The sequence below is a fragment of the Bacillus sp. CZDM1 genome, assembly GCF_055502545.1.
In genome coordinates this window covers 49,521-64,215 of the sequence record NZ_JBUESO010000005.1, presented here as the reverse complement: position 1 = coordinate 64,215, position 14,695 = coordinate 49,521, and the positions used below count along the sequence as shown (strand labels likewise).

The window sequence follows — 14,695 nt, the reverse complement described above, 5'->3', positions numbered from 1 at the left end:
TAGTTTAACGCGTAATGGAATATTTTGCTATATCTATGCATTAAACAAGAAATTTTCCCAACTTTATAGTTCATAAGTAGTATAATGTTTGATAGCCAAACTACTATTTTAAAAAATAGAATTTACACCATCGGAACATTATTTATTATAACACGGGAAAATTACTTCTATATTAAAGTTATATTACACCAATGTTTTTTTTATTATCTAAAAAAAAGTGATGGAGGGAGAACTATGCTATCTCGGTATTATACTGTTAAAAAGGAAGCATGCGAACATGAAATAAATATTCAAAAATCACGATTTATTGCCCATATCAAAAGAGCCGAAACGGAGGCTGAAGCCCAGGAATTTATCCAAACACTTAAGAAAAAATATTGGGATGCCTCCCATAATTGTTCTGCTTATATCATTGGTGAACATGATCAAATCCAAAAAGCCAATGATGACGGTGAGCCTAGTGGAACGGCAGGTGTACCCATTCTTGAGGTGCTGAAAAAAAAGAAACTTAAGGATACCGTGGTCGTCATTACCCGATACTTTGGAGGGATTAAATTAGGGGCTGGCGGACTAATTCGTGCGTACGGTAAGGCGACTTCAGAAGGCTTAAATACTGGCGGCATTGTCGAAAGAAGGCTTGTTCAAATCATTCATGTGACTGTGGACTATACCTGGATTGGGAAAATAGAAAAGGAACTTAGGGCTTCAGAATATATGATAAAGAACATTCACTACTTAGAAAATGTTATCTTTGACATTTATGTAAATGAAGACCAAATCAAGAACTTTATTGATTGGATAAAAGACTTAACGAATGCTCAATCTAAAATCAATCAAGGAGAAAAACTATATATAGAAAATGATGTGTAATTTGTCGAAATATATACAAAAACCTCTTAAAAAAATTCAGTATATACATTATAATTAATAGTTGCACGGTTAACTCAATTTGAAAGAGGATGAATGATGGTTGACAATAATAAAATCGCTCTAACTAGAAGTAAACATAAAAAAATTAAAAAACGAAGAATTAAAACATTGATTTCGCTTGTACTAATTATTGTTCTTGCAGCACTTGGATATGCAGGATATGTAGCCTATTACGCGTACGATGCTGTAGATAATTCATATACACAAATTGAAGGTCGTGAAGAAAAATCTGAATTGAGGGAAGCACCGGTTTATGTATCAACCGATCCGTTTTCGGTTTTGTTATTAGGGGTAGAAAATTATACAGATGAGAATGATCAAGGCAGAACAGATACCATTATGGTCGCCACCTTTAACCCCGAGCTTCAATCCATGAAGCTGGTCAGTATTCCAAGGGATACGCTCGTTAAAATTCCTGGCTATAGAAATAAAGATAAAATAAATCATTCTTTTGCTGATGGCGGGAAAGAACTAGTCATTGAAACAGTAGAGGACTTCTTAGATATACCAATTGATTATTATGTAACAGTAAATTTTGAAGGCTTTAAAAATATTGTCGACATCGTCGACGGTGTTACCGTTGATGTGCCATTTGATTTCGATGATATAAATAGTAAATGGGAAAGATTTTACTTCTATGAAGGTGAGCAAACTTTAAATGGTGAAGAAGCCTTAGTGTATGCCAGAATGAGGATGAAAGATCCTCGTGGAGATTTTGGGAGAAACGATAGACAAAAACAAATTGTTTCTGCGCTAATTGACCAGCTATCAGCACCAAAGACTCTTTTACGAATCGATAAAATATCTGAGGCTATTGGAAATAATGTTGAAACCAATATGCGAGTAAAAGAAGCATTGGCATTTAGGAAAAAATACCCTGATTTTAATTCGTCTGATATCCAAACACTTCAAATTACAGGATACGATGATGACGGACGCGTATATTACTTTATTCCGGATGAGGAAAACTTAGATGAAATTAAGTCCACTTTAATGACCCATTTGGAAATCCAAACACAAACTGCGGATCCTTCTAATGGGACTACTGAAAATAAAAAAACCGCCGCAACGGAAACACCATAGCGTATAAAAAGGGGCAAACCAATTAAATGGTTTAGCCCCCTTTTTTAACGGTATTCTCTAAAAAGTTCTGGTGTAACTAAAATGACCACGTTAAGCATAAGTCCTAGGATGATTCCAAAGAGTGCCCTTTTTAACGGATTGTTATAGGTAGTAGATACACTGATTTGGTCAAGTACTATTGTTTCTCTATAATTTACTTCACCATTTTCTCTTTGTACCCTTGCATAATCAGCGATATCACCTATATTATCTTGGTCAAGGGCGTCTTTTAAGTCATCAATATCTATTAATTCCATTATATCATTACTTCTTTCCAAGTTCGCCTTTTTCATTTGATATTCTTCATTTCGAATCTTTTCAAAACCGTAAGCAATATCATTTAAGGTTGTTTCTACTTCCTTTTCATCTGGGCCGGAATACTCCAATTTTAGCAATTTCTTGTCCGCTTGAGATGGTGCTGTTACAACAAGTCGAGATTTTACATTAACAATATCAAAATCTCCATTTGTTAATTCTTTAATTTGATTTATATATTTTTCAGACTTAAGTTCAATCTCCAAACTAACAGGGTCTGCGAGCCATTCATTATTGAAATTTCCAATGTTAATGTAAGTTGATGCAGTATAAGTTGTCGGCTTTTTTGATTCTAAGTAATAAGAAACCACTCCTGTTACTAACGGTATAATAATTAATAAGAGCAGCAGTTTTTTTGCCCGTTTAGCAATCTGGTTTAAGATACTAATCATGTTGGCCCTCCCGGTGGAATTTCTTTAGGTAATAAAAATTTACATAGGCAGTAACAAAGGCGATAAAAATCCAATTGTAATTTAAGGCGATAAACGAATTAGGACTGATACTTGCAAATACAAAGGCGATCATTCCACATATTAATGCTTCACTTATTAGTAGATGATTTAATTGATGCTGCCTTTTCCAGATTCGATATAAACCGAGAAATAAAAATCCAAAAAAGATAAGATAACCTATAAAAATAAAAACTCCATATTGGACAAAGATTTCCGCCCACCAATTGTGAACATTGTAATTTTTAAAGGTTTCGAATACCTGAACATTTTTCATGTAGTATTCAACGTTTCCTGGTCCAACCCCTAAGCCGAAGGTATTTTCAATATAGACCTTCGCGTTATTCAGTAAGTTCTCCCGAATATCAACAGAGGATGTATGATTTGCTTCCGGAGTGATCAAACTCGTGAACTGAACCTGTAAAAGATTCCAAGCAGCCGCCACTCTATCGAATTGCGTATAGACCACTACTGGTGCTATAAGCAGGCCAACATAAAGTAAGCTTATCTTATCTCTTTTTCGAAGTAAGAAAATAAACCAGAATACACAGCCTAAAAACAATCCAATATAATTAGCACGCGATTCGGTAATCAAAATAAGGAACACTGCTCCCAAAAATCCGCCGATTCCTACCAATTGAAAGATTAATCTTTTCCCATTTTTCATTAAGGAGAGAAAGAAGAATGCGGTAATGGCTAGATAGCTGGCAAAATCATTTTCATTCACAAAAACAGACGTCGGGATCCCCTGTTGGTAGGAATAAGCTTGATTAATTCGTGAGATGGACAAATGAATTTGCAGGAAGTGATTGATAAAGCCAATCATAATCAGTAATAAACCCATCACAATCCAAATCGAAAAAAACTCAAGATAGTTCTCTTCTCGTTTAAGAATAAATGTTGCGAAGAAGATAACCAAAATACTCGTAATTAAGGTGATTACTTCCTTTATCGCCGCTGTTAACTCTATTGACCAGCTTAATGCCAATACACTATATGCAATCCAAAACAGCAGGAATAAATACAAATAAGGCAAATGAAAATGCCCTTTCAACGATAAGTCTTTTCTTAGCCATTTCACTAGCATTACAAAAGTAATCAGGACAAGTACAATTCGAAAGGGAAAAAGCATGATTGGACCGACACTTACCGTAAAGAAGGCGGAGCCTAAAAAGGAAGTGGCAAGCATTACACTTAATAAGAAATGCTGCAGGGTTAGCTTTTTCCAAAAGGATTGTCGATAGTAAACAAACAGCAATAAACCCACACTGCAAGCGATAAAAGCGGCTATTATAAGAGTTAAGGATACCCCTGACAGATACGACATTGATAGCCAGCCAAGCATGGCTGCCGCCAAAATGCCTAGAATGATTTGCGGTATCTTTGATTGTAACGTAATCATTTAGCTCCTCCTATAAAAGGGAAAGGCTGTTGAAAGCAACAGCCTTTTTATCAAGTCTATTTCAACAGCTAGACTATAAGAAATCCTTAATTCTTTTGATAAAATTCACGTATTTTTTCAACCACGTATTGTTGTTGTTCAGTTTTTAATTCTGGAAACATTGGTAAGGAAATGGCTTCTAAAGCTGCCTTTTCTGTTTCAGGCAGGTCTCCTTCTTTGTATCCAAGCTCTGCAAACACTGGCTGCAGGTGAAGTGGCTTTGGATAATAAACCATCGTTGCTACGCCTTGTTCTTTTAAATAAGCTTGAAGCTCATCTCGCTTTTGAACACGAATTGTGTATTGATGGTATACATGATGATTGAAATCTTCTTGGTAAGGTGTGACTACATTTTCTCCGACCATTTCCTGAAGCAGCTGCGTGTAGGTTAGCGCCTTTTGGATTCTTTTTTCACTCCAGTCATTTAAATGCGGGAATTTCACATTTAAAATGGCAGCCTGAAGCTCATCAAGACGGCTGTTATAACCTAGCACATGGTGATAATATTTTGGCTTGCTCCCGTGGACGCGCAAAACTCTAATTTTCTCAGCAATTTCATCATCGCTGGAAATGATCATCCCAGCATCGCCATATGCACCCAGGTTTTTGGTTGGAAAGAAGCTGTAACATGCAGCAGTTGCTAATTCCCCAACCTTTTTATCCTTATATAGTGCTCCAATTGCCTGTGCAGCATCTTCGATAATATATAAATTATGTTTATCAGCAATCGCCTTTATAGCGTCCATATCTGCCATCTGACCATATAAGTGAACAGGAATAATCGCTTTTGTTTTAGGAGTAATCGCTTTTTCAATCGCATTTGGAGCGATATTGAAAGTCTTAGGATCAATATCCACAAATACGGGAACTGCACCCATTCTTGCTACCGCACCAGCTGTTGCAAAGAATGTAAAGGAAGGAACAATGACTTCATCTCCTGGTTTAACATCGCAGCCTAGAAGGGCAATATTTAGCGCATCACTTCCATTTGCTACTCCTATACCATGCTTAGAATTGCTATATTCTGCAACATCTTTTTCAAGTTTTTTTACATTATCACCAAGGATAAAATGGGCATTCGACATGACGTCGTCTAATGCAGGAATAATTTGATCCTTTAATTCTTGATACTGTTCGGTTAAATCGAGCATAGGTACTTTCATTGTTCATTCTCTCCTTAGTAAACATTATAGACTTTTGTATAGATTTACCAAACGAGCCGCTTCGTTTTCCCAGCTGTATTTTTTTAGGATAGCCTCACGACCGTTTTGGCCTAATTTTTTTGCTTCTTCTGGATTCTTGCTCATCCAAAGAATGGCCTCTGAAATTTCCTCAATATTTAAGGGATCTACACATAGACCACACTGACTATCCTCAACAATCTCTTTCCAAAGCGGAAAATTCGAAGCAATGACTGGAATTCCAGCAGACATGTATTCAAATAACTTAATCGGGTACGCAACCATATATCTAGGCTCCGGACGTAAGATGACTAATCCAACAAACGCTTGTCCAAGATAGGATTTTACCTGCTCACGATTTAACCAGCCCGCATGGTCAACATACTTCCAACCGCTTTGCTTCTTCACTTGATCTTCCAAGCTTTCCGGAGAAAACTTCCCTGCTAACGTTAAGGTGATAGGTGCCTTCTGATTCACCATCTCCATGGCATCTACCATCTCAACGATCCCACGCTCCTCTGAAATCCCGCCAATATAAATCGCCGTTTTTTTATCACCTGATAAGGGAAGCTCTTCTGATATAAGTTCGTCCGTAATCGGAAAGTTATGGATGGTTACACTGTTGGTATTATATGTTTTAAACCGATTATTTATGGTTGGCGTTGCCGTTACGACAGCAGCAAACCTTTTGGATGCGAATTTTTCTATCCCCTTCACTACTCTTGAAATACTCTTCCTTAGAATAGAAGGGATCCAATGTTTGGATAGGACTTGTTCTGGAACGTCTTCATGTACATCATAAATAACCTTTTTACCTTTATTTTTTAACAATAAACCAATCGGCAAGAGTTCAGGATCGTGAAAATGGTAGACATCGGCATCAAGCTCAAGAGCCTTTTTATAAACCGCTGCCGGCCCCTTTAAGATCCTCATGATGCGGCCGCTAGCTTCTACTTTTACGCCAACAATTTTGACTCCATCTTTTATGTATGTATCACTATTCGCAGCAATAAGGGAAGTGTCAAAACCGCTTTTTTGAAGATAACGGCATTCCTTCACGAATATTCGGATATCCTCAGTCGGATGGACCGAGGTTAGATGACAAATTTTCATTTACATTCACTCACTTTGGTGCGCTTTAAAAGGAACCAGACCTCATGAAAAGGTCTGGTTTCCAATTTACAAGCGATGGTATTTCTTCGCTAAATCTTTGTATTTCTTCATAGCATTTCTAGTGTCAAAAATAGAATTCGCATTGCGTGCAACCATTTCATAATCCGTATCACTATGATCTGTTGTAACGATCACAAGATCAGCATTTTCAATAAGCTCTTGGGTAAGTTCTACAGTCTCGTAGATTTTGCCGTCTAATTTAAAATTCTTCACATATGGATCAACGGCAACCCAGTCAGCACCATTAATAGTTAGGAGCTCCATAATTTCAAGTGCTGGAGATTCACGAACATCATCAATATCCTTTTTGTAGGCAACACCAAGTACAACAATTTTTGAACCGTTTATCGCCTTTTTGTCGATATTTAAAATCTTCATGGAACGTTCGATAACGAACTCCGGCATTGCATTATTAATTTCTCCTGCAAGTTCAATTAGCTTAGTATGGTAGTTGTATTCTCTTGCTTTCCAAGTTAAGTAGAAAGGATCGATTGGAATACAATGTCCTCCTAAACCAGGACCTGGGTAGAATGCCATAAAGCCATATGGTTTTGTTGCCGCAGCATCAATAACTTCCCATACGTCGATACCCATACGATTACATAATACGGCCATTTCGTTTGCTAAGGCAATATTGAGATGACGGAATGTATTTTCAAGAATTTTTTCCATTTCAGCTACTGCTGGGCTGGAAACCTGATGAACATCGCCTTCGAGAACACTTCTATATAGAAGCGAAGCAATTTCCGTACATGCTGGAGTAATCCCTCCGACAACTTTTGGAGTATTTTTTGTATTATAATGCTTATTCCCTGGATCGACTCGTTCTGGAGAATAAGCTAAGAAGTAACCTTCACCAATCTTTAACCCAGACTTTTCAAGAATCGGCATTAGTACTTCTTCTGTTGTTCCGGGGTAGGTCGTACTTTCTAATACCACAAGCATACCTTCATGCATGAATTTAGCAATTTCAGCTCCTGAGCTTTCTACATAGGAGGTGTCTGGCTGTTGATATTGGTCAAGTGGAGTCGGTACACAAATTGCTACGGCATCGACATCCTTAATCAGAGAGTAATCAGTTGTAGCAATAAATTGTCCGCTTTTTGTAATCTCAGACAATTCTTCATCAACAACATCTCCAATATAGTTAACACCCTTATTAACCAAGTCTACACGGGATTGCTGTACGTCAAAGCCAATTACTTTAAAGCCTGCTTTTGCTTTTTCAACAGCAAGTGGCAAACCTACATATCCTAATCCAACAACTCCGATGGTTGCATTTCTAGTTTCAATTTTGTTTAATAATTCACGAGCAGTAGAATTATATTCAGTCATTTTTGTCATTCCCTTTCTAAAAAGAAATTAGCCTTGTAATGGAAGTTTACATGTAAATTGATTTCAGCTGATTTATACCTCACTAGGTGATCTAATTTATGTAGCGCCTTGTCAGTTTTTGTAGAATTAACACTATATTATAATACACGATAGAAAGAATAAAACCATAATAAAAACATTGCAATTTTATTACATTGTCAGCTTAAAATCATGGAATCCTCAATTTTTATACCAATTTTGTTTTAATTAATCTTAAACTTCCCAATTTCTTATTTATTTACAGCAGTTCGATGCCGAAAATTACGATAAATTTTCATGATTAGCACTAAATCTGTTTTGGTAATTACTAAAAAATCCTTTATTTTCATTTTTGTAACTGCCTTGAATATAAAGGCTTTAATGATAAAACTGCATACGTAAGTGATAGACGAAGAAATGGCCGCACCTTTTACACCTAATCTAGGAATAAGAATCAAATTTAATATGACATTAATAATCACATTAAAAAATGATACATACATATTTAGTTCTGGCTTCCCTCTGCCAGCAAGGTCGTTTGAAAGTATTTTTTCAACGGTTAATAAAGTTAACCCCGGCAACAGCAACTTCAATAAAAGTGAACTTTCCGGGTATTCTGGAAAGAATAAAGCAAAAATTAAGTCGGAGCATAGCCAAATTAGGATACTAACCATAATAACTAGAACCAGAATGAACCTACTCAGCATGGATGTTAGCTTATTACGATCTTCCTCAATCGTAGAAGAAGCAATTCTAGGCAGTAGTACCTGAGAGAATGATTGCGATAAAATAGACAATCGTTCTCCTAAGTTCACCGCTACAGTATATAACCCAACTGCAATTTCAGTCAAAAAATAACCAATAAGCAATATATCGAGACGATAATTCAAAAATGTCATCATATTACTGACATGTGCCTTCATCCCATATACGAACATTTCCTTTAAATGACTTAGAGAAAAAAACTTAAATGAAAAAGATGCTTCGCAATATTTGATTAAATAATAAATCATATAAATGGCTGCAAAAGCATAACCAAAAATAAAGGAAAGAATAGCACCAAGAAGATGAAGGTCCAATACAAATAGAAATAGTACTAAAAAAAGTAAGGTTGAAAATTGTTGAACGACCAAGGCCGTATTAAAGGCTTTAAAATCCTGAATACCTTGAATGATGGTCTGTAAAAAAATCATCAAAAACATTCCAGGCAATGCTAATAAGCTAATAAAGAGCAGGCCAGAATCGATGCTTTGAAATTTAGTTTCAGACAAAATATAAATGATCACAGTCCCAATAAGGATACTAATCAGTGCTAAACCAAGCCCGATAATGATATTCGTTGAAAAGGAATCATTTAAGCTTACTTTTTTTTGGCTTACAAAAAAAACAGTGGATGAATTAAATCCGAAATTTAAAAAGGTCATTAGCATTAACGGCAAATAGGTAATGAGTGTATAATTACCTTGCCCGCTAAGTCCTAGACCGTTGGCGATGATAAACAGGATGCATAGCCCTATAACAATACCAATAACCTGGCGGGTTAAGGTTATTATACTGTTAGATAGGAATGAATTTTGTTGGGTTTTCATTTCTTGGAAACTCCCTTTAAAAGATCAGCAAAGTTTTTATAATTTTTGACTGCATTATAGTGTTGATCCCACGTTTTGTATGCCTGTAATGATTTTTGTTGTGAAAATTCAGGTGGTAATTGAACATAATCTTCGAGTATTTTTGCTAATTCCTTAGGAGGAAAATCCTTTTGCAACAAGTAGCCATTCTCCTGATTAACAAGCTCCGATGTTCCACCAACATTCGTTGCGACCACCGGGATACCAAAACTAAAGGCTTCCATAATCGTAACGGGTATCCCCTCACTCTCACTAACATTGATGAATAGATCGTAAGAGTTCGTTTGATACTGTTGGATAACCTCTTTGTTATTTAAGTTACCCAAAAAGTGAACAACAATGTTGTCAGGCAACTCCTTCAGCAATGCCTCTATTCTTCTTCTTTCCGGTCCGTCACCAATATGTGTCCATTCGATTGGCGAATGGGTGGACTTTAATGCTTCCACTAAGAGGTGAATTCTTTTAACCGGCTTTAAATAAGAACAGCTAACAAGCTTTAAAGGTGTGGAATTTTCCTTATTTTGATATGGATACTCATTTTTGGTTCCTAAGCGGCTTACACTTATTTTCTTTTTTACATCAGGATGGAGTTTGTTTAAGTACTCCCTTCCGTTTTCTGAAATAGAAATCGTTTGGTCAAGAGTCCTAATCACTTTCCCCTGAAATGGCAAGTAGGCTGGAGAATGTCGTTCGAGATATAAATCGCCGCCATGGACTCTTGATACTGCCTTTATGTCTGGATATTTTTCTTTCAGCATAGCTAATGCGGTTGCTGACGGGGTAAGCCAATAGGAGTAAAAAACCGTTTCGTCCTCTAGTGGGATGAGAGTGCTACTTTGAATATTTCTTTTGATTTCACTTGTAACTGCCGTCCAATTGACTAATTTTAATATTGCTTTTATTCCATGCTTAGAAGCTGCTGGCAGTTCTTTAATCATCCAGCTCAATGATTGAAAATCAGCTATTAATTTTATAGTCCGCAAAAATCTCCCATTACCCCGTTTTGCAGTTAAAACCTCTACATTTTTGGGGACTTGTTTCTTCGGAGCATTAACATGGTTCATAGGCAGTATTTGAACACTAGAAAAATATTTTGCTAATTCATCCACTTCATTCATTAAAAACTCCTCACCCGGCGGATAAGGAAATCTACTTGTAAAAATAACGAGCGACTTCATTTTCTAACTCCTCATAAACACATTTTGATTGTTAAAATCAATAAGTACTACATCAATATACTATATATTAACTTTTGAGAAAATGAAAAAATAAAAGGAGGATCTTTACCGTTTAAGTAAGTCCTCCTTTCGCAGCTTATTCCATCAATTTATTTAAAGCATTCAATGTTATTCTTTCAATTGCTGGATTAAATGATGCGTTTGACTCATGTCCATATGGGTCTAAAAACCAATTCCAATAAAAAGTTCCAACGGCAAAAGCCTTTCCTCCCTCTGGCTTTTGATACCAAACAACATCTCCATAGTCTAGGCTTCCATAAAACATCGCAGGTGAATGGGCAATAATCTCTACATTTGGCAATACACCACTATACCGGTCTACTTCTCCACCAATAACTCCATGGATCTTGTCACCATTTTTTAAGCTTGTCCCTTCATATAACCAATGAGAAGCATTTGTTACTACCATCGGCACTGTTTTTTCAGGAATACCGACATACATGATGCCAAAAAGTCTATCTTCCGGACGGTTAACGGGGTTAGCTCTAAATAGGGTCGTCACCAACGATGGATTAATCGTTTGGTATGGATCCAGATTCGCTTTATTCTTATATGCTACGATTGTGCGATTATTATCTTCTAACCTTACCTGCCAGTAGCCGACATTCGCATTAAAAACACCTAAATTAAGATTTGTCTTATTTAATGATTCAATCTCTTCTCTGCTTTTCATTGTCCAATATTCATCATGTCCAGGAATGAGCAGCGCTTTTACTTTACTTGCACTCAAAAATCCATTATCTATATCTTCATTGGTAAAATATGAAGGTTTATAGCCCTTTTTCTCTAACCAGCGAATCATATTATATTCGTAAGTAAAAAATTGTCCTGCACCATTACCCTCACGATATGGCCGATTAAAGGAAACTTTAATGGCTGCAGTTTTATCGGTGCTATTATACCCATAGAGACTTTTTCCGCCCCAATTATTATATGCTTGATAGGTGTTTGCCGCAATTACAAGGCCCATACCGTTTGGATTAGGATTTGGGTCCTTTAGTACAAAAGGAATATAACTTTCCTTTAAATCTGCGTCAATAATCTTCACTAAATACATCCCGCTTTCCCAGTCACCGGGAATTCCAAAATGGGCGGTTTTCATCCAATTCGCGGATTGTGTTTCTTTATTTATAGCCGCAGTTTGTTTGTAGCCTGAGATTTTACCATAGGATACTTTAAATTGAGCACCTTTGCCCTCGTAATATCCCATTCTATAAATCTCTAAATTATAGTTTTTAGGACTATTAATGTACAATTTTACGGTTTCACCTGGTAAATAAGAGGTTTTGTCTGCATAACCCTGCAATTGATCATATCCTGGGTTTTTGATGGACCAAACACCAGGCATATAGTAAATCCCATCCTGAACTGAACCTGTGCCGCCCAAAATGGTAATATCATCAATATTCTTTTTGATTAAATACGTTTGGATATTCTCTGGAATTTGATTACTCTTTGTCAATAAGATTGGCGCTTTCTGCTTAGCAGCTGCTACTGAGCCTGTTAATGCATCAGCAAAAGTCATACCTGTAGCAATATAACCCTTTTCAGGTGAGGGAAAATAGGTGTTAGCGATATTAGCTGCGACCTCATAACGGTCAGCACCGCCAATTCTTACAGAGTTTAGTAAGTTTGCTTTGACCTTTTCACTTACACTCCCTTCCCCTCCAATGATAATCGATTGTTGTATATTATTATTTTTTATATGTTTTGCGATTGGAACAGGTAATTGATCTTTGGCTGTTAGTAAAATTGGATAACCTTTTTCTGCCGCATATGGAGCAATCGAAAGGGCGTCTGCAAATGCCATCCCATTTGAAATGATAATCGTTGATGATTTAGGTAGTTTTGAAGCCACATTTGCTGAGACCTCATAGCGATCATTGCCATCAATACGGGATATATTTGGGATATTTAATCTTTGAAGGTCTTGTACAATTTGATTATTTAAACTTCCTGTACCACCTATCAAAATAACATTTTGTGGATGTAAGCGAATTATCTCCTGTTTTGTCTCCTCCGTTAGCCTTCCAGAATGAGATAGAAGGATCGGGGCATTTTGTTGAAACGCCAATGGCGTTGAGGATAAAGCGTCAGCAAAAGCCATATAATTCGTGATAAATACCGTTTCTGCTCCCTGCGGCCAATTCAACTTCGAGATATTAACAGCAACCTCAAATCTGTCTTTGCCGGCTATCCTATTTTCCTCAGCCTGAATCAAACTTGGAATACCTGTAAAAAGAAAAGCAAAACAAAGAATGAAAATAAATTTTTTCATTTATTATTTCTCCTTCAATTTGTTTATCTATCTTAATCTGCAAAAAAAAATAACCAAGTTCTGAAAACCTGGCTATTTTTTGTTGTAATAGTTCACAATTCCATGAAAAATGGCATCTGCTGATTTTTCCCGATAAATAGGATCAGCAAGTTTTTGAGCATCCTGACTATTCGTGATGAATGCTAGTTCTACCAAAACACTTGGCATAACGGTATTTTTAATAACAAGGAAATTTGCCTCTTTGACTCCTCGATCCCTTGTTTCCAAGGCATTAACGAGTTGATTTTGGATGTGTTTGGCCAGAGCTTTGCTTTCCTCACCAAAATATAAACTGTTCCAATAAGTTTCAGAACCAGATGCACTAGATGATTCTGCAGCATTGGCATGAATACTAATAAAAGAATCAGCCTTTGAATTATTAGCAAAATCGATCCGATCAGTTAAAGAGGGATAAACGTCATCTTCCCTTGTCATTAGAACGACAGCACCTGAAGCGGCGAGTTTAACCTGGACTCGCTTAGCAACATCTAGTACAACTTCCTTTTCAGTTAAACCAAACCCAGAGGCACCAGGATCAGTTCCACCGTGTCCAGCATCCACGACAATCTTAAGACCAGTTAATGGACCTCCTGTTTGCCTAATAACATTTTGTGAAACAGAACCATAGCCACCTAGAATCGTAAAAGTATAAATTCCCTTTCCGCTGATTAGATTATTAATTACATCGGGTAAAGAATTGGGACCCGTTAATAATATCGGTGCATCTTCCTTAGCAGCTAATACAGAACCTGTTAAGGCGTCGGCAAAGGTTAACCCTGTTGCCACAAAGGCTTTATTTGTATTGAGGTTGAGAGTTTGAACAATATTGGCTGCAACTTCATACCGATCCTTTCCGCCAATCCGTATAGGTGAAGGCAATTGTCTAAAGACGTTGGGACTTACACTACCTTCGCCACCAACAACAATGCTTTCTTTTGGATTTCTAGCTGCTAACGCCTCCCTTGTTTTTGTTGGAAGGTCTGCCGTATCCGTTAAGAGAATCGGATAACCATTTCTTGCTGCATAGGGAGCAATTGCCAATGCGTCCGGAAAATTTTGTCCATATGCCATGATAACTTTTTCTTTTGCTGGCATTTCATTTGCAATTAAGTAGGCAACTTCATAGCGATTTAATCCACCAATTCTTCGTACATTAGGAACTCCAAGTGATTGAATACTATGAAAGACATTTCCTGACACACTGCCTTCGCCGCCAATGACAATAACATTTTGCGGCTTAAGTCTTTGAAGTTCTAGCATTGTTGCTTTCGTAAGCTGGTTGGGATGTGTTAATAGGATTGGTGCATTTAATTGATATGCCAAAGGTGTAGCCGCTAGTGCATCGGCATACGCATTGTAATTGACCAAAATAACTGTATTGGTTCCATCCGGCCAGCCTTTATTTGAAATATTGACCGCTACCTCAAATCGGTCAGCACCCTGAATTCTTTCGACAGCTCCCTCTGCGGCATGGGTGTAATTTGTATGAAAGAGAAAAAATATAATGAGGACCAAGAGGGATGGGAAAAGCTTTTTCAAGATGAATAC

At 36.9% G+C, this 14,695-nt stretch carries 11 protein-coding genes; 2 read left to right on the top strand and 9 right to left on the bottom strand.

From position 1 onward, the window contains the following. Positions 1–234 precede the first annotated feature (234 nt). Entirely contained in the window at positions 235–870 is a 636-nt protein-coding gene (locus ACY3XC_RS12960; protein WP_464868929.1) for a YigZ family protein, read from the top strand. 93 nt (positions 871–963) lie between these two features. Next, positions 964–2,013, top strand: a complete 1,050-nt coding sequence (locus tag ACY3XC_RS12955; protein ID WP_464868928.1) for an LCP family protein — start codon at positions 964–966, stop codon at positions 2,011–2,013. A gap of 44 nt (positions 2,014–2,057) precedes the next feature. On the opposite strand, the gene ACY3XC_RS12950 is transcribed toward ACY3XC_RS12955, so the two are convergent. The 9 genes from ACY3XC_RS12950 to ACY3XC_RS12910 all read right to left on the bottom strand — a co-directional run bounded on the left by ACY3XC_RS12950 (position 2,058) and on the right by ACY3XC_RS12910 (position 14,686). Continuing rightward, complete coding sequence (locus ACY3XC_RS12950) at positions 2,058–2,759, bottom strand: hypothetical protein (protein WP_464868927.1); 702 nt, start codon at positions 2,757–2,759, stop codon at positions 2,058–2,060. Beyond that, on the bottom strand, positions 2,752–4,218 hold the full coding sequence (locus ACY3XC_RS12945) for an O-antigen ligase family protein (RefSeq protein ID WP_464868926.1): 1,467 nt from the start codon (positions 4,216–4,218) through the stop codon (positions 2,752–2,754). Before ACY3XC_RS12945 ends, ACY3XC_RS12950 begins: the two co-directional genes overlap by 8 nt. 86 nt (positions 4,219–4,304) lie before the next feature. After that, positions 4,305–5,420 (bottom strand): DegT/DnrJ/EryC1/StrS family aminotransferase, encoded by a 1,116-nt coding sequence (locus tag ACY3XC_RS12940; protein ID WP_464868925.1) that lies wholly within the window; start codon positions 5,418–5,420, stop codon positions 4,305–4,307. Between the two features lie 24 nt (positions 5,421–5,444). Further along, positions 5,445–6,551 (bottom strand): glycosyltransferase family 4 protein, encoded by a 1,107-nt coding sequence (locus ACY3XC_RS12935; protein WP_464868924.1) that lies wholly within the window; start codon positions 6,549–6,551, stop codon positions 5,445–5,447. A 66-nt stretch (positions 6,552–6,617) separates the two neighbouring features. Beyond that, positions 6,618–7,946 (bottom strand): nucleotide sugar dehydrogenase, encoded by a 1,329-nt coding sequence (locus tag ACY3XC_RS12930; RefSeq protein WP_179156591.1) that lies wholly within the window; start codon positions 7,944–7,946, stop codon positions 6,618–6,620. 269 nt (positions 7,947–8,215) lie between these two features. Continuing rightward, positions 8,216–9,553, bottom strand: coding sequence for an oligosaccharide flippase family protein (locus tag ACY3XC_RS12925; RefSeq protein ID WP_464868923.1), 1,338 nt, complete (start codon positions 9,551–9,553; stop codon positions 8,216–8,218). Further along, the gene (locus ACY3XC_RS12920; RefSeq protein ID WP_464868922.1) at positions 9,550–10,770 is read right to left on the bottom strand and encodes a glycosyltransferase; all 1,221 of its coding nucleotides are present in this window, start codon (positions 10,768–10,770) and stop codon (positions 9,550–9,552) included. Before ACY3XC_RS12920 ends, ACY3XC_RS12925 begins: the two co-directional genes overlap by 4 nt. 136 nt (positions 10,771–10,906) lie before the next feature. Continuing rightward, complete coding sequence (locus ACY3XC_RS12915; RefSeq protein ID WP_464868921.1) at positions 10,907–13,108, bottom strand: N,N-dimethylformamidase beta subunit family domain-containing protein; 2,202 nt, start codon at positions 13,106–13,108, stop codon at positions 10,907–10,909. 72 nt (positions 13,109–13,180) lie between these two features. After that, complete coding sequence (locus ACY3XC_RS12910; RefSeq protein WP_464868920.1) at positions 13,181–14,686, bottom strand: cell wall-binding repeat-containing protein; 1,506 nt, start codon at positions 14,684–14,686, stop codon at positions 13,181–13,183. Positions 14,687–14,695: the final 9 nt, after the last annotated feature.

Bases quoted from the DNA above. Each gene is read 5' to 3' on its own strand.
- ACY3XC_RS12960 (WP_464868929.1), top strand. From the start codon at position 235: ATGCTATCTCGGTATTATACTGTTAAAAAGGAAGCATGCGAACATGAA.
- ACY3XC_RS12955 (WP_464868928.1), top strand. From the start codon at position 964: ATGATGGTTGACAATAATAAAATCGCTCTAACTAGAAGTAAACATAAA.
- ACY3XC_RS12950 (WP_464868927.1), bottom strand. From the start codon at position 2,759: ATGATTAGTATCTTAAACCAGATTGCTAAACGGGCAAAAAAACTGCTG.
- ACY3XC_RS12945 (WP_464868926.1), bottom strand. From the start codon at position 4,218: ATGATTACGTTACAATCAAAGATACCGCAAATCATTCTAGGCATTTTG.
- ACY3XC_RS12940 (WP_464868925.1), bottom strand. From the start codon at position 5,420: ATGAAAGTACCTATGCTCGATTTAACCGAACAGTATCAAGAATTAAAG.
- ACY3XC_RS12935 (WP_464868924.1), bottom strand. From the start codon at position 6,551: ATGAAAATTTGTCATCTAACCTCGGTCCATCCGACTGAGGATATCCGA.
- ACY3XC_RS12930 (WP_179156591.1), bottom strand. From the start codon at position 7,946: ATGACTGAATATAATTCTACTGCTCGTGAATTATTAAACAAAATTGAA.
- ACY3XC_RS12925 (WP_464868923.1), bottom strand. From the start codon at position 9,553: ATGAAAACCCAACAAAATTCATTCCTATCTAACAGTATAATAACCTTA.
- ACY3XC_RS12920 (WP_464868922.1), bottom strand. From the start codon at position 10,770: ATGAAGTCGCTCGTTATTTTTACAAGTAGATTTCCTTATCCGCCGGGT.
- ACY3XC_RS12915 (WP_464868921.1), bottom strand. From the start codon at position 13,108: ATGAAAAAATTTATTTTCATTCTTTGTTTTGCTTTTCTTTTTACAGGT.